This window comes from Candidatus Pelagibacter sp. HTCC7211 (genome assembly GCF_000155895.1).
Classification (GTDB): Bacteria; Pseudomonadota; Alphaproteobacteria; order Pelagibacterales; family Pelagibacteraceae; genus Pelagibacter.
This window is the reverse complement of the sequence record NZ_DS995298.1, coordinates 975,647-990,946: the sequence shown is the minus strand read 5'-3', so window position 1 is coordinate 990,946 and position 15,300 is coordinate 975,647. Positions and strand designations below refer to the sequence as shown.

17 protein-coding genes are annotated in these 15,300 nt (G+C 28.1%); 7 read left to right on the top strand and 10 right to left on the bottom strand.

Features of this window, described 5'->3' with window-relative positions:
• Position 1: 1 nt before the first annotated feature.
• Together PB7211_RS05385 and PB7211_RS05380 are read left to right on the top strand one after the other, a co-directional pair.
• Complete coding sequence (locus tag PB7211_RS05385) at positions 2-2,161, top strand: RNA degradosome polyphosphate kinase (protein ID WP_008544182.1); 2,160 nt, start codon at positions 2-4, stop codon at positions 2,159-2,161.
• Positions 2,142-3,650, top strand: coding sequence for a Ppx/GppA family phosphatase (locus tag PB7211_RS05380; RefSeq protein WP_008544368.1), 1,509 nt, complete (start codon positions 2,142-2,144; stop codon positions 3,648-3,650). Before PB7211_RS05385 ends, PB7211_RS05380 begins: the two co-directional genes overlap by 20 nt.
• A gap of 104 nt (positions 3,651-3,754) precedes the next feature.
• Here the strand turns inward: PB7211_RS05380 and PB7211_RS05375 are convergent, their stop codons facing one another.
• Both PB7211_RS05375 and PB7211_RS05370 read right to left on the bottom strand, forming a co-directional pair.
• Positions 3,755-4,255: an NUDIX hydrolase gene (locus tag PB7211_RS05375; RefSeq protein WP_008544701.1), complete on the bottom strand. Its 501-nt coding sequence runs from the start codon at positions 4,253-4,255 to the stop codon at positions 3,755-3,757.
• Between the two features lie 48 nt (positions 4,256-4,303).
• On the bottom strand, positions 4,304-4,855 hold the full coding sequence (locus PB7211_RS05370; protein WP_008545340.1) for a tetratricopeptide repeat protein: 552 nt from the start codon (positions 4,853-4,855) through the stop codon (positions 4,304-4,306).
• A gap of 140 nt (positions 4,856-4,995) precedes the next feature.
• Between PB7211_RS05370 and phnX the strand changes: the two genes are divergently transcribed.
• Complete coding sequence (phnX, locus tag PB7211_RS05365) at positions 4,996-5,793, top strand: phosphonoacetaldehyde hydrolase (RefSeq protein ID WP_008545602.1); 798 nt, start codon at positions 4,996-4,998, stop codon at positions 5,791-5,793.
• On the opposite strand, the gene PB7211_RS05360 is transcribed toward phnX, so the two are convergent.
• Both PB7211_RS05360 and PB7211_RS05355 read right to left on the bottom strand, forming a co-directional pair.
• Positions 5,783-6,442 carry an aquaporin gene (locus PB7211_RS05360; RefSeq protein ID WP_034399250.1) on the bottom strand — a complete coding sequence of 220 codons (660 nt, stop codon included), beginning with the start codon at positions 6,440-6,442 and terminating at the stop codon, positions 5,783-5,785. The genes phnX and PB7211_RS05360 overlap by 11 nt on opposite strands.
• Complete coding sequence (locus tag PB7211_RS05355; RefSeq protein ID WP_008544852.1) at positions 6,432-6,887, bottom strand: arsenate reductase ArsC; 456 nt, start codon at positions 6,885-6,887, stop codon at positions 6,432-6,434. The genes PB7211_RS05360 and PB7211_RS05355 overlap by 11 nt, the downstream gene beginning before the upstream one ends.
• Positions 6,888-6,985: 98 nt before the next feature.
• On the opposite strand from PB7211_RS05355, the gene PB7211_RS05350 reads away from it, so the two are divergent.
• Entirely contained in the window at positions 6,986-7,537 is a 552-nt protein-coding gene (locus tag PB7211_RS05350; RefSeq protein ID WP_008544746.1) for an HD domain-containing protein, read from the top strand.
• Here the strand turns inward: PB7211_RS05350 and PB7211_RS05345 are convergent.
• The gene (locus tag PB7211_RS05345; protein ID WP_083780112.1) at positions 7,530-8,702 is read right to left on the bottom strand and encodes an MFS transporter; all 1,173 of its coding nucleotides are present in this window, start codon (positions 8,700-8,702) and stop codon (positions 7,530-7,532) included. The two genes, PB7211_RS05350 and PB7211_RS05345, sit on opposite strands and share 8 nt — an antisense overlap.
• Positions 8,703-8,756: 54 nt before the next feature.
• On the opposite strand from PB7211_RS05345, the gene PB7211_RS05340 reads away from it, so the two are divergent.
• Positions 8,757-9,179, top strand: coding sequence for a hypothetical protein (locus PB7211_RS05340; protein WP_008545222.1), 423 nt, complete (start codon positions 8,757-8,759; stop codon positions 9,177-9,179).
• A gap of 73 nt (positions 9,180-9,252) precedes the next feature.
• Here the strand turns inward: PB7211_RS05340 and phnE (PB7211_RS05335) are convergent, their stop codons facing one another.
• The 5 genes from phnE (PB7211_RS05335) to PB7211_RS05315 all read right to left on the bottom strand — a co-directional run bounded on the left by phnE (PB7211_RS05335) (position 9,253) and on the right by PB7211_RS05315 (position 14,231).
• A complete protein-coding gene (gene phnE, locus PB7211_RS05335) occupies positions 9,253-10,653 on the bottom strand; it encodes a phosphonate ABC transporter, permease protein PhnE (protein WP_008544992.1) in 1,401 nt (466 codons plus the stop codon).
• Positions 10,650-11,504 (bottom strand): phosphonate ABC transporter, permease protein PhnE, encoded by an 855-nt coding sequence (phnE, locus tag PB7211_RS05330; RefSeq protein ID WP_008544335.1) that lies wholly within the window; start codon positions 11,502-11,504, stop codon positions 10,650-10,652. Before phnE (PB7211_RS05330) ends, phnE (PB7211_RS05335) begins: the two co-directional genes overlap by 4 nt.
• A gap of 62 nt (positions 11,505-11,566) precedes the next feature.
• Positions 11,567-12,517, bottom strand: a complete 951-nt coding sequence (gene phnD, locus PB7211_RS05325) for a phosphate/phosphite/phosphonate ABC transporter substrate-binding protein (protein WP_008545354.1) — start codon at positions 12,515-12,517, stop codon at positions 11,567-11,569.
• Positions 12,518-12,577: 60 nt separating this feature from the next.
• The gene (gene phnC / locus PB7211_RS05320) at positions 12,578-13,402 is read right to left on the bottom strand and encodes a phosphonate ABC transporter ATP-binding protein (RefSeq protein ID WP_008544853.1); all 825 of its coding nucleotides are present in this window, start codon (positions 13,400-13,402) and stop codon (positions 12,578-12,580) included.
• 118 nt (positions 13,403-13,520) lie between these two features.
• Positions 13,521-14,231: a GntR family transcriptional regulator gene (locus PB7211_RS05315; protein WP_008544217.1), complete on the bottom strand. Its 711-nt coding sequence runs from the start codon at positions 14,229-14,231 to the stop codon at positions 13,521-13,523.
• 66 nt (positions 14,232-14,297) lie between these two features.
• On the opposite strand from PB7211_RS05315, the gene phnG reads away from it, so the two are divergent.
• Both phnG and phnH read left to right on the top strand, forming a co-directional pair.
• Positions 14,298-14,741 carry a phosphonate C-P lyase system protein PhnG gene (gene phnG / locus PB7211_RS05310; RefSeq protein ID WP_008545948.1) on the top strand — a complete coding sequence of 148 codons (444 nt, stop codon included), beginning with the start codon at positions 14,298-14,300 and terminating at the stop codon, positions 14,739-14,741.
• 3 nt (positions 14,742-14,744) lie between these two features.
• Positions 14,745-15,299: a phosphonate C-P lyase system protein PhnH gene (phnH, locus tag PB7211_RS05305; RefSeq protein ID WP_008545180.1), complete on the top strand. Its 555-nt coding sequence runs from the start codon at positions 14,745-14,747 to the stop codon at positions 15,297-15,299.
• Position 15,300 lies beyond the last annotated feature (1 nt).

The window sequence follows — 15,300 nt, the reverse complement described above, 5'->3', positions numbered from 1 at the left end:
TATGACTGCATTAAAAAAACAAGATAAAGAGGAGTTAAAATCTAAATATATTAACAGAGAACTATCTTGGCTTAAATTTAATGAAAGAGTGCTTTTAGAGGCCCAAAACATAGAAAACCCTCTTTATGAAAGAGTAAAATTTTTATCAATAGCTGGTTCAAATTTAGACGAATTTTTCATGGTTCGTGTTGCAGGACTATATAGCCAAATAAAACAAGAAGTAGAATCTCTAAGCTCTGATGGTTTAACTCCAGATGAGCAAATGAATGAAGTTGTGATAGAAACAAAAAATTTACTTAATAAGCAAAACAAAATTTATAAGGATCTAATATCTCAATTACAAAAAGTAAATATACGTTTGATAAAACCTGAAAATCTTAAAAAAGCAGATAAAAAAAAACTGTTACAAATTTTTAATGAAGAGATATACCCATTACTAACACCATCAGCAATAGATCCTGCTCATCCATTTCCTTTCATTGTAAATCAAGGTAGAGCCCTCGTCATGAAATTAAAAAAGAAGAATAAAAAAAGAGTTTTAAATTCTATAATTGTTATTCCTAAAGCTTTACCTAGATTTATTGAAATTGACACTGGTAAAAATTTTAAAAAGTTTGTCATTATTGATGATGTCATAAATTTTTTTGCATCAGAAATATTCCCTGATCATGACTTAGAAATGAAAATGTTATTTAGAGTTATCAGGGATAGTGATGTTGAAATTCAAGAAGAAGCTGAAGATTTGGTAAGATCTTTTGAATTAGCACTTAAAAGAAGAAGAACAGGTGATATTGTTAGGTTGGAAATTTTAAGAAACAGTAATAAAGAATTAGTTAATTTTATTACAAGCAAACTACTTGTTAATTCTGATTACATATATGAAATAGAAGGACTTGTAGGAATTCAAGATATTGATCAAATTTGCAAAATTAAAAATCCAAAATTAAGATTTAAACATTTTAATCCAAGAGAAGTTGAAAGATTAAAAGAATTTAATAATAATTTTTTTGATACTATTAAAAAAAAAGATTTAATTGTTCACCATCCATTTGAGACTTTTGATGCTGTAATCGAGTTTTTGAATCAAGCTGCTCATGATAATAAAGTAATCGCTATAAAACAGACTTTGTATAGAACCACCTTAGACTCTCCAATTGTTAAAGCTTTAATATCAGCAGCTGAAAATGGAAAAACTGTAACTGCTTTAATAGAAATTAAAGCAAGATTTGATGAGGAAGCAAACATACAGCTTTCAAGAAGTTTAGAAAAGGCAGGTGTCCAAATTGTCTATGGATTTGCAAAATATAAAACACATGCAAAATCATCTTTAATATTAAGAAGGGAACATGGAAAAATTCAAACTTATATTCATTTAGGTACAGGGAATTATCACCCTATTAATGCAAAAATTTATACTGATTTATCATTGTTTAGTTCAGATAAAAAATTAGCTTCTGATGTTGAAAAATTTTTTAATTATGTAACTGGATATGCGAAACCTCGAAATCTTAATAAGATATCTATATCTCCTGTTAATCTTAGAGATACCTTAAACAATTGTATTGATCAGGAGATTTCTAACGCTAAAAAAGGTAAAGATGCTGCAATATGGGCCAAAATGAATTCTTTAGTTGATCCAAATATAATTGATAAATTCTATGAAGCCTCAAATGCTGGTGTAAAAATATTTTTATTTGTTAGAGGAGTTTGTTGTTTGAGGCCTGGAATTAAAAACAGATCAGAAAATATAATTGTTAAAAGTATTATTGGAAGATTTTTGGAGCACTCAAGAATTTATTGTTTTGCAAATGGAAATACTATGCCAAGCAGAGATGCCAAAGTTTATATTTCATCAGCTGACTTAATGCCAAGAAATTTAAACCGAAGAGTTGAACTTCTAGTTCCAATTGAAAATCAAACTGTTCATGAGCAAGTTCTTGATCAAATTATGCTAGCTAATTATTTAGATCAGAGTCAAAGCTGGATGCTTGATATGAATGGAAATTATAAAAAAATTAAATATAGTGGAAATGATTCTTTTTCAGCTCATGATTATTTTATGAATAATCCTAGTTTATCTGGAAGAGGAAAGGCTAAATTAAATTTAAAACCAAAAAAATTAAATTTGAGATTAATTAAAAGTGGAAATAAAAGTATTTAAAAACAAGCAGAATTTAAAATTAAAACAAGCTAAACTTGCTGTAATTGATATTGGTTCTAATTCAATAAGAATGTTAATTTATGATGATTTTAGTTCATCAAGAGTGCCTTTTTTTAATGAAAAAGCGGTCTGTGAATTAGGAAAAAATTTAGATAAATCACGTAAGCTCCACAAATCTGGTGTCGAATATGCTTATCGTGTTTTAAAAAGATTTTCTGAAATATTAAATGTTTCAAAGATTTCCAATGTAAAAATTATTGCTACAGCTGTATTAAGGGAAGCTACTGATGCTCAACCCTTTGTTGAAAATATAGAAACATTATTTAAAAAAAAAATTGAAATATTAAGTGGTGAAGAAGAAGCCTTATGTTCAGCTGAAGGAGTTAAAATTGGATTTGACAATGTAGATGGATTAGTAGCAGATTTAGGTGGTGGTAGTTTAGAATTAGCTAGAGTAGAAAATGGAGATATTACAAATAAAACCTCTTTACCTCTAGGTGTTTTAAGATTGCTTAATAACCCTATTGTAAAGAAAAGAAATCTTTCTAAGTATATTAAAAAATTGTTAAGAGATGAAAAATGGTTATCAAAAAAGAAATTTGAAAATTTGTATTTAGTTGGTGGAACTTGGAGAGCACTTTTTAAATTACATTTATTTCAAAATGAATATCCGGTTCATATTATTCATCAGTATTCTGTTAATTACGACACGATATCAAAATTTGTAGAAAAAATATCCTCTTTTAATAAAGCAAAACTTAAAACAGTTGAATATATATCTAAATCAAGAACACCATATTTGCCTTACAGTTCAATAATTTTAGCTGAGATCATGAATGTAACAAATCCCAAAAATGTAATATGTTCTATCAGTGGCATTAGAGAGGGATCGTTAGCAAAAGATCATTTTAAAAATGTTGATGATACTCAGGTTTTTGAAAAATCATTAGAGTTTATTGCTAAGAAACGAGGTGATCTAGGATTAACTTTTAAAAAGTATTATGATTTTATAAAACCAGTTTTTGATGGAAATGAACATTTCAATGAAAAATTACTTAATCTAGCCTGCGTATTAAGTCATATGGATTGGGGCTTAGGTGCTTTTCAAAAAGCAGAATTAGTTTTCCAAGAAACATTAAACACACCTTTATTAAGACTGTCCCACAAAGAAAGAATACAGATAGCATTATCTTGTTATTGGAGATATTGCAGTATTAAATATAATCCTAAAATTGAATATTTAAGTTTTTTAAATAACAACGAAATTTACTCAAGTAAACAGGTAGGTTCTGCATTAAGATTTGCCCATTCTTTAACTTCTATTTCTACAATATTCCTTGAAGAATTTAAACTATACCGAAGAGGAAATTCTGTTTTTTTAAAAATTCCATCCCAACATCAAGAAATAATCTCCAAGCAAGTAACTAAAAAATTCAAAGCACTAGCGAGAGAATTATTTTTAGAGCCTCGAGTTATTTATTCAAATTAATTTAATATTTATTTAATTTAGATTTAATATTTTCATTACTAAAAGACAATATTTAACTCTTAAATTAATTTATAGTTTTTTATTTCTCTCTTATTAAAAGGTGCTTACTTTGTAGGCACCTTAATAACTTTTAAAAATGATGCGATATGAGATGCATTACAAAACTTTTTTTGAAAAATTAATTTATTTATTTTGTCTTTAGAAACTAAATAAGTCTTTATGCCTTTCTCTGATTTTTTTAATTTAGTTATTTTTTTTGTATAATAGCAGTGAATTTTGGTTGTTAATCTTCCTGGTTCGCAGTTTATAGTGAATATTTTTCTTGGTTTATCTAATATTTTGTAACCAGTTTCTTCATAAAATTCTCTGCATGCAGCATCGATAGATTTTTCACTTTTATCAATTATTCCAGATGGAAATTCATATGTGATTTTTTTTACTGGAATTCTTTTTTGACTAACTACAACAAAAACATTTTTCTTAATTTCCGCAACCATCAAAGATAAATCAGATGTTTTTAAGAAATGATAATATTCTTTTTTTTTGAAGGGCTTATTAATTAAAGTTATATTATTTGTAAGCTTAATATTTTTTAAAAAATCCATAGCTTATTATATTTTAATAATATTAAAGATATTTTACAGATAAAATTATTATATTGTTTTTTCTTTAATTAATTTAGAGACTTTGTTTATTTGATATATTGTGTCCGTATTCATTGGGTTTATATATGAAGATTCTAAATAACTATTATAGGCTTTTTCGTACTCTTTCATTTCCATGTATACTTGTCCTTTTCCAATTAGAGCTCCAAAATGTCTGCTTTCAAGTTTTAAGACCATATCAATATCGTTAAGTGATTTTTTATACTTACCCATAAAATATAAAGATGTTGCACGTCTATTCCAAGCTTCAGCCCAATTAGGATCTTTTTCTATAATTTTACTAAAAATTCCATATGCTTTTATATAATTTCCATTTTGAACTAGTCTTGAGCCTTCTTTTAAATCAATAGTTAATTGAAAATTAGACGAATGTGTTTCCCAAAATTTCCATATGATTTTTTCTAAAATTTTTGCTTCACTTTGTGAATTACAATCTTTTAACTTATTTAAAAGTTTGTTTAAATTTAACTCATCTGTTTTTGCTGTTGAGGTTAAACATACCGTTGCAATTATCAATAAGAAATTTAGTATTTTTTTCATCTGTAATAAATTTGTAATATTTTTGTAACATTAATAAAAAAAGATAAAATCTAAATAAATTGCAATAAAATCAGTGTTTTTACTCAATTAAAGTTATAATTAAGTTTAATTATTAAATTCAAATCAAAGATTCGAAAAATATGAAAAATTCCAAAGTAGAAGCAATAGTATTTGATTTAGCAGGTACATTAATAGATTTTGGAAGCCTCGCACCTTCTCAAGTTCTTATTGAAATATTTGACAGGTTTGGAATTAAAATTACACGAAAACAAGCCATAGGACCAATGGGTATCGAAAAACGAGCTCATATAAAAGCATTACTAACAACAAGAATAATTAATTTACAGTGGAAAAAAAAATTTAAATCAAAACCAACAGATAAAGATATTGATAAATTGTTTAAACTTTTTAATCCAGAATTAAAAAAAATAATTAAGAAACATTCAAAATTTATATCAGGAAGTAAAAATACTATAGATTTTATAAAAAAAAAAAAAATAAAAATAGGAGTCAATACTGGATATTCAGAAGAAATTCTAAAAGTTATATTGCCGGAATTAAAAAAACAAAGATTTATACCCGATGTATCATATAGTTCTTCTTACACAAAAATTGGAAGACCCTCTGCAGAAATAATTTATAGGATCTTTTCTAATTTAAATATAACCAGGGGATCAAATTGTATTAAAGTAGATGATACTATTCCTGGTTTACAAGAAGGATTAAATGCTGGAATGTGGGTAATAGGAGTAATATTTTCTGGAAATGAATTTGGCAAAAATGAATATGAATTTAATAAATTAACCGACAAAGAAAAATTAAAAATTAGAAAAAAAATCTCTCATAAGTTTAAGAAAATAGGCGCACATTACGTAATTGATACAATTAAGGATTTACCGAAAATAATTGAACAGATTGAAAATAAAATTATTTCGTAAAAAGCATTTTTTTTATTACAAATATTGCTAGCATTGCTCCTAATAGTTCTGCAATTATAAAGAAAGGTGTATTTAAATAATTTATTCCGGTGAATGTATCTGTAAAAGTTCTAGCTATTGCAACAGCAGGATTTGCAAAAGAAGTTGATGAAGTAAACCAATATCCAGCTGTAATATAAAAACCAACACATGCAGCAGTTACAACTTTTCCACTTTTCATTGATCCAAATATAATTAAAATTAATCCAAAAGTTGCGACTATTTCTGCAACAAATATATAAACCCCATCTCTTGTTTTAGATGACAACTCATAAATAGGTAGTTCAAAAAAAAAATTAGCCAAACCTACACCAGCTAAACATCCCAATATTTGTGATAAAATATAAATATGAATTAACTTTGATTTTAATCTTCCAGTAAAATACATACTTAGTGTAACAAATGGATTGAAGTGAGCTCCAGATATATCAGAAAAAACTGTAATAAGCACAAATAGACCTGCACCAGTAGCTATAGTGTTTGCTAATAGCATGATGGCTACGTCAGTTGTAAGATTTTGAGCCATAATACCAGATCCAACAACTATCATTACCAGGAAGCAACTACCTATAAATTCACTGTAGATTATTTTTTTTTTGCTATTTTTCATAATTTTTAATCCAATCATTAATTCTTGTTTCTAAATTGGAATAAGTTTTATGTATTTCTATTGAAATTAGTTCCTCTCTATTAGGTTTATCACTTTTTTCTAAATCATTAATTACATAAACGGGATCCTCAATGTCCCAATGAACTATTTTTTCAGGAGATGGCCAGACTGGACAAACTTCATCACTAGCATTGTTGCATACAGTAAATACCTGGTCAAATATTGTTTTATCATCCAAAAATTTATTAAAGTTTTTAGAAGATAGATTTTTTGTATCAAAATTATTTTCATTTAGATATTTAATGACATATTTATTAATTATTCCAGATGGTTTGCTACCCGCACTGTAACCAATAAATTTATCTTTATGATATTTATTAACTACACTTTCAGCCAATATGCTTCTATGAGAATTGCCAGTACAAACAAATAAAAGTTTTTTCATTTTTAACTTTTATTACTATATATTATTTTTTCTATACTTAATGAGCACTAAATCTTAATTGTAATAAAACTGAAACATTGTTAATTTAAAAGAGTAAAATGGACATTAAATCAAATATTGTCAATTTATTTAAAATTATAGAGGAAATTGGATCAAACAAACAATATGGAAATGAAAAAGTTTCACAACTAGAACATGCAATTCAATGTGCATTGTTGGCAAAAAAAAACAATGAAAACCATTTTTTCATTACTGCAGCTCTATTCCATGATATTGGTCACTTAATTAATAATGACAAAGAAGCCATAAAAAAAGGAATAGATAAAAAGCATGAAAATTCAGGATCTTTTTTTCTTTCTAGATTTTTTCCAGAAGATGTTACAAGATTAATTAAAGGACATGTGCCAGCTAAAAGATATTTGGTTTATTGTGAAAAAGGTTATTATGATACTTTATCTATTGCTTCAAAACAGAGTTTAGATGTTCAAGGTGGAAGTTTTTCTACAGATGAAGCAAATGATTTTATTAAACAACCTTTTATGCAAGATGCAGTTAGATTAAGAAAATACGATGACCTTGCTAAAGTCAAAAATTTGGAAATTCCAAACATACATTATTTTTATAAATATGTAGAAAGAAGTTTTAAATAAACTTTTTTTTGTTTAGAAAAATAGCTGTTACGTTCCCAATAATTGCTAAAATCAAAAATACCAATATAAGTAAGTCGTATCCTCCGATATTCCAAACTAATGAACCAATCCAAGGACCTAAAATACTACCAATCATATATTGCAAAGCTAAAATACCATGAATATTGCCAAAGTTTTTTTGGCCGAAAGTATCATTTTGAACCAAAGGTTTTAAAATAGCCATACTGCCATATGCTGAACTATTAAATAAAACAAATAAAAATGCTAAGTAATGATTAATATTTATAAAGTATAAAAATATCATTCCAACTACCATCGAGTAAAAACAAATTACAAATAATTTTAAATTTGATTTATTTCCTCCAAATATCATTACCAAAATTCTTCCAATTACTTGACCAGGTCCAAACATTGATGCCGTCAGTACAGCTAGGGACAGACTCATTCCTTTTTCCTGTAACATTGGAATTACATGAGTTGTAATAGCACCAATATTAAATCCAATAACAAACAATGAAAAACTAAATAACCAAAACCTATAGTCTTTAAGTATTATTTTAAGCTTTGAATTTTGATTGTTTTGTTTTTCAAAATTTTTAAATTCTTTTCGAATTATATTTTTAAAACCAAAATAATTAGCTGGTGAACTGATCAGTATATTTATTATTCCAAAAATAAATACAGTAAACCTCCAGTCATATTGTTCTGTTAAATAAGTTGCAGTAGGAAATGTATATGTGCTTGCAAATCCCGCAAACAAAGTAATAATTGCAATAGATGTCTTAGCCTTTGATTTTAAATTAATAGTAATGACGCTAAAAAGTATCGTGTAAAGACAACCACCAGAGGTTGCACTAACAAGTATCCAAGCAACTAAAAATCCACCATATGTATCTACTAATGAAAGATAAATTACACTTAGTCCTAACAGTATAGGACTGATCCACATCATTGGAAAACTTAGATTTCTATCTACAATCTTACCAAGAAAAGGTAAAAGTAAACTATGCACAACCAAGCCTAGAGAATAAATAAAAGTTAAGTTGCTTCTTGAAATACCAAGTTCATTTTCCCAAGTTAACAATAGTGCTGAAAATAAGTACATGCAGCTGCTGTAACAAAAGGTAACCGATATACCTATTAGGAATGCTGGTAAATATTTCATAAAATTTTTTATTTCTTTAACATTTTTTTAACAAAAGTAAGTTAATAGATTATTATGAAAAAAATCTTAATCTCATTTATATTAACTTTATCCACAATCTCTATTACTCAAGCTGACAACCATGTCAAAATAACAGAACAACAAGCTGGTAGTAGTTATTCACAAAACACTGAGGACACATTTAAAAATGAAATAGGGAATTGTGAAGACTCTGGCGTACTTATGTTAAGAGCCACTGTTAAAAACGATATTTCAAGATCTAGTCCCGAAAAAGCATCTGAGGCAGAAGCATTAATGAAAGAGGGTATGAAATTGTGTAATGAAAATAGAGTTTTTGAGGCAAAACTAAAATTAGAAGACGCTAAAACAACTGCTAGAGCAGGATTAGTAGATGGAGAGGATCCATCTATAACTAAAGTTGTTGTTGACAATAATGAGATAACAAAGGATGAAAAACCTTGGTGGAAATTCTGGTAAAATAGATTTTTATCTTTTTAAATTCTTAGATTAAAATTTTTAGAAAAAATATTTGATAAAGATTTTTTTTTATTTACCTTACAATTAATTGATCTGATCCAATTAATATTCTTCTAAGCCAAGCAGATAATCTATCCATAAATATTACAACTGCTAAAACTAATATTGCCATGTAGGCAACATTTTCAAAATCATTTCCAGTACCTAGTGCACCTAAAAATTGTAACCCAATTCCTCCAGCACCCATTGCTCCAATAATTACAGCACCTCTAGTATTTGACTCTAAATAGTATAAGGATTGTGATACAAAAATAGGAAGTATTTGAGGAATTATACCAAATCTATGTTGTAGAAATTTACTAGCCCCCGTTGATTGAACTCCTTCTTGTTGTTTCTTCTCGGTATTTTCAATTGCTTCAGAATACAATTTACCTAAAGTACCTGTATCGGTAAAACCAATTGCAAAAATTCCAGTAAAGGGTCCTGGACCAAAGGCTCTTAAAAATATTAAACTCCAAATTAAAAAATCTATTCCTCTTAAAGTGTCAAATAATCTCCTCAACGTAAATCTTAGAGCTTTAATGGGTGTAACGTTGTACGCCGCAAGAAAGGATAGGGGTAGAGCCATCACTGTAGCAAACATTGTTCCTAGCACAGCCATAACTATGGTTTCGAGCATTGCCCACCAAACTCTACCGTGCATGAATGCTTCATTGTCTTTAATTTCTGTAAAGAAAAGTTTTAAATTAGACATTTCAGGAACAACTCTTTCTTTAGAAAAAGTCAAACCTAATGCTTCGAAAAAGCTATATGGTTCTAACGGACTTGAGAAATCAAACCAAAAATATTTCCATCCGATACTGTAACGATGAATTTCAACTTTTCTTGGATATACTTGAATTCTCTCATACAAAGTTGGTCTAAATTCAACCCTGTTTTCTGTAATTCTAAAACCCTTTAAATCGTCTTCAGCTAAATCTTCTGAACCAACAAGGTAAGGTTTACCATTAGTATTTAATTTTATAGTAAAATCTCTTTCATATTTAGGAAAATTTACAATCTCTACTCTATCTTTGTATAATATTGCTTTACCTTTATTATTAAATTCAACTACATTGCCAACATTATCAGAATTTTTGTAAAACCAATCTGGAATTGATTTATCTAGATTGTCTCTTCCATAAACACTTCTATAGTTACCTTCAAAAGCTATCTTAATATCATCATGATTTTCCCATTTCATTGTTACATGATCTTTGTGCGCATATGTATCTAAAGCAAACATAGCGGCATTTTGTGGTTTCCATTTTTTTGGAATATCAACAACGTCTAGAGTAAAAAAACCTACTATTAAATATAACATAATAAGAAAAAAAATTATTTGGCCTTTTAATCTACTCTTCCTGGCCTGTTTAAATGTGTCAGGAAATAATTTTCGAATATTATCTCTTTCAATTGCTAAACTAGAACTCATTGATTTACCCCAATTAATTTATGTCTCCAATATGCAGACAAATAATCTAATGCAATTATTGTACCAACCAGTAAGAACATACAAGCCAAAACATCAGCTCCATAATTCCACTGAATTAAAGCTGCTAACATTTCTCCAATTCCTCCTGCACCAACAAAACCTAATATAGTAGATTCTCTGACATTTATTTCTAACCTCAATATTCCATAACTTAGAAAAAGAGGGAGCACTTGTGGAAGAACTGAGAATCTTATCTTTTGTGTCCAAGTTGCACCAACAGAACTTAAACCTTCAATAGGTTTTCCATCACAATTTTCTATAGCTTCCGTGAATAATTTACCAAGTGCTCCTGCAGTATGTATTGTTATGGCAATCACTGCTGGTAAAGATGATTTACCCATTAAATATAAAAACACCATTGCTATTATTAATGTTGGAAATGATCTTGTCACATCCATAAAAAATTTTGTAAATTGAATAACCCTTTTATTTCTTATTAAATTTCTACTTGAGAAGATTGCAAAAATAACTGCCAAAACAAATCCGATCGAAGTTGAAAATAAAGCAATATTTAAAGTTATAATTAATTCAGGAATGTATTTAATAACTCTTGGCCAATATTTCCATCCCATCTCAAAAGTGTCTACAAATAAATCTCTAGGATAATTAAAAAAATTAGCTATACCTCTTCCAAAAGATCCTGCATTTGCCTCTAATGATACCAAGGTACCACCAAAAAAAACTAATATTAGAATTGCAATTCCAAGTAACGAGGACCTAGTTCTTTGATTTGTTAATTTTTTTAAATTAACTTCAATTTGTTCTAGGTTTGCAGGTAATGCTTTTGACATAATTTTAAAAAAAAAATTAGAGGCAAAGATTTTAAGTCTTTGCCTCTAAATGGGGTACTTGATTAATTATTTTTTTGTGCTTCAATTTTAGCTTTTCTTGCTGCTACAACTGATTCATAGAAAGAGTGATCTACAGCTACCCATTTTTTAACGATACCGTTTGCAACGTTTTCACTGCACTTTGGATCGTTTTCGTGTATCCATTGCTTTAAACCAATCATTACTTGGTGTGCTCTAACAGGTAAAAAAGTAGGCATTACAATTGGTCCATTAGGAATTAATTTTGAAGACCAAATTTGAACAATGTCGTCCATATTTAAAATCCCTTTATCAACCATTTTTCTTAAATTCCCTGATGAATATCCTTCTTCCCAGCTACCAACACCAGATACCCATGTTACAGCAGCATCAACATCTCCATTCATTAATGCTAATACATTGTTTTCATGTCCTCCAGAAAACTGTGTTTTTGAAAAATATGTATCTGGATCCATACCCATAGCTTTTAATTCAATTGATGGAATTAAAAAACCTGATGTAGAGTTAGGGTCAGCCCAACCAAATGATTTACCTTTTAGGTCTTCCATTGATTTAATACCAGATTTTTTAGTTGCTACTGCTACTGAGTAATAACCCATGTCTCCAGTTGGTTGCATTCTAGTTAGAACTGGCACTACAGCAGTTGGATCTTTAAGATACATACCTGCATATCCAGAAGAACCAAACCATGTATAATCTAGATTTCCACCTAGCATCGACTCCATTGTTCCAGCGTAGTCTTTAAATGTAAAAAATTTTGCTGGTACACCATAAGCTGCTTCGATATATGGCATGAAACATTCATTTCTAGCGATAATATCTTGAGCTGCTTCGTCACCTAAAAAACCAACTCTAAATTCTGGTTGGTATTTACTTAAGTCCATTTTTGGACCTGTGTAAGTTACTGCATTAGCCTGAGTTGCAAACATTATCATAGCCAAAAGTGCAATAACTCTTGTTAGTTTATTAAACATAATTATCTCCTTTTTTTAATTTTAGTCTAACGACCTATTTGTACCGATGAGTTATTGACCTCATGCAGTTGCAAATTCTTTTTTCAACATCTCTTTTAAATTATTTTTTGTTTTAAGCTCAGTTGATGTTACTTGTGGTTCAAAAGCTTCATCTGCTTCTGCTCCATAAATTTCTCTTGCAAGTTTATCTGACAATTTTTCTGGTAAATCATCAAAGACAACTGCACCATCTTTCATGCCAATAATTCTGTCACAGTAAGTTTTTGCTGTATCTAGAGTATGAAGGTTTGAAATGACGGTTAAATTTTTTTCATCATGAATTTTTCTTAATGACTCCATAACCATCCTAGCATTCATTGGGTCTAAAGATGCTATAGGTTCATCTGCCAAAATCATTTTAGGATTTTGCATTAATGCTCTGCATATAGCCACACGTTGTTGTTGACCCCCAGATAATGTTTCTGCTCTTTGAAGAGCAGTATTGGCCATACCTAAGCTGTTAAGTAAAATCAAAGCATCAGCTCTTTCATCACGAGAAAACATTTTTAAAGATGCCCTAAATGAACCTTGATAATTTAATCTACCTAAAATGACATTTGTTAATACATCAAGTCTTGGCACTAAGTTAAATTGTTGAAAAATCATTGCACAATTTCTCTGCCAAGATCTTTTTTCTTTGCTTTTAAGTTCTAATATATTTTGACCATCGACTTCTATTTTTCCATCTGTTGCATCTGTTAGTCGATTAATGATTCTTAGAAGAGTAGATTTACCTGCACCTGATCTTCCAATAATTCCTATCATTTGTGGTTTATTAACCTTAAATGAGACATTTTTTACGGCATGGTTATTGCCAAAATATTTATTTACATTACTTATAAGCATGCAATTTTATGCACCTCAATTCTTTAGGAAATGTTAAAACTTTATTAATAAAATTTATAAGTTTTGTTTAATTATTGTTAAAAATAAACTACAGGTAGAAAATACAGTATTTATTACTCTAAACTTTAACAAGTATCTGAATTTTAGACCCATCAAAATAACTTTCACTTAGCTCTATTGGGGTTTTATTAAAGTCAACATTAATAGATGTCGTTTTTATTAAAGGTTTTCCAACATCAATATTTAAAAGATTTGATTTTATTTTGTCTGAAATTTCAGCGCTTATTAACGTTTTAGATCTTATTATTTTTTTAACATTTAATAAATTAAAGGCTTTAGTTACAGACTGTTTTTTAACAAAATGATTAATAAATTTTGGAAATCTATCATGGGGTATTGATCTAAATGTTATTACAGAAGGAGAATTATTTATATATCCTATACTATTTATTCTAGTGACTTTTTCTTTTTTATTTAAATTCAATTCTTTTTTCTCAAATAGATTACATTCTGCAATATCAAAACTTTTGATTTCAATTCGCACTGATTTGTTCTCTTCAAGAATATTTTCAGTAAAACGAACATTTTTGCTTATTGAATAATTAATTTTTGATGTTTTTACAAAAACACCTAAACCTCTTTTTGAATATATTAAATTATCATTTTTAAGTTCTTTAAAAGCTCTTCTTATAGTGTGTCTATTAACATTGAACTGTTTTGCATACTCACCCTCGGAATCTAATTTTTTATTAATTTTGTACTTATTTAAAACAATTTCTCTTTTAATTGAATTGTATATTTCTTTCCAAAGCAAATCCTTTGATGTCATAAAATTTTAATAAATAATCTATTGAAATATTTTCCAATTTTGTTACTTGTCTAGTTGTATAGTATTATGTTAAATGAATCAAGAAAACAATGGTTAAGTTATTTAGCAACCGCTGATGAAGATTATCTCATTTTGCTTTGGGATAATTTAAATATGAAAATAAAATATAATTGGTTAAGAGAACCTGAGATTGGTAGTGTAATGGTTCAAGGAAAAGCAGGAGCCACAGGTGATAATTTTAATGTTGGAGAGGTAACTATAACTAGATGTTCAGTTAATTTAGATAAAAAAATTCAAGGTCATGGTTATGTTCAAGGTAGAAATAAATATAAATCTAAAATTGCAGCTTTGTGTGATGCGTTAATGCAAACTGAAAAAAAAGAAATTATAAAAAAAAATATACTGGATAAATTAGTTAAATACAAAAATAATAAAAGAAACGAAATATTATCTAAAACAGAAGCTACTAAAGTTGATTTTTTTACCTTGGTAAGAGGTGAGGATAAATAATTTATGGAAGTTGTTTTTAAAAAAAATAATTCTCAAACGAGTGCTGATTATTTTAGAAGTATTTTGTTTGCAACCTCATATCCTGGTTCAATTGAGACGTTAAATAATACAGATCCCCCTTCGAATATGTTTTCAGCTAGTTGTTCAATTATAAAAACTTTTTGTGATAGTTATTCAAATATTTTTTTAAGTGGTGATGTTAACAATCCAGAAACTATAGAATGGATTAAATTTAATACAGGTGCAAACATAACTGATAAAAAAAATGCAAATTTTGCAATTGGTTTTTGGAATGATCTCATTCCATTTGAAGATTTTAAAATTGGTGACGAGCAAAATCCTGATCAATCCTGCACTATAATTTGTCAGTCTCAATTTAAAAAACCAAATGCCAAAATTACTGGTCCTGGTATTAAAAGTTCTAAAAGTATATTTTTACCCGATAAAGAGATTATAAAAAAAAATAACCAGCAATTTCCTTTAGGGCTTGATTTTTATTTTGTTGATGATGAAAAATTTTATTCAATACCAAGATCATTAAAAATAGGAGAGCTATAAA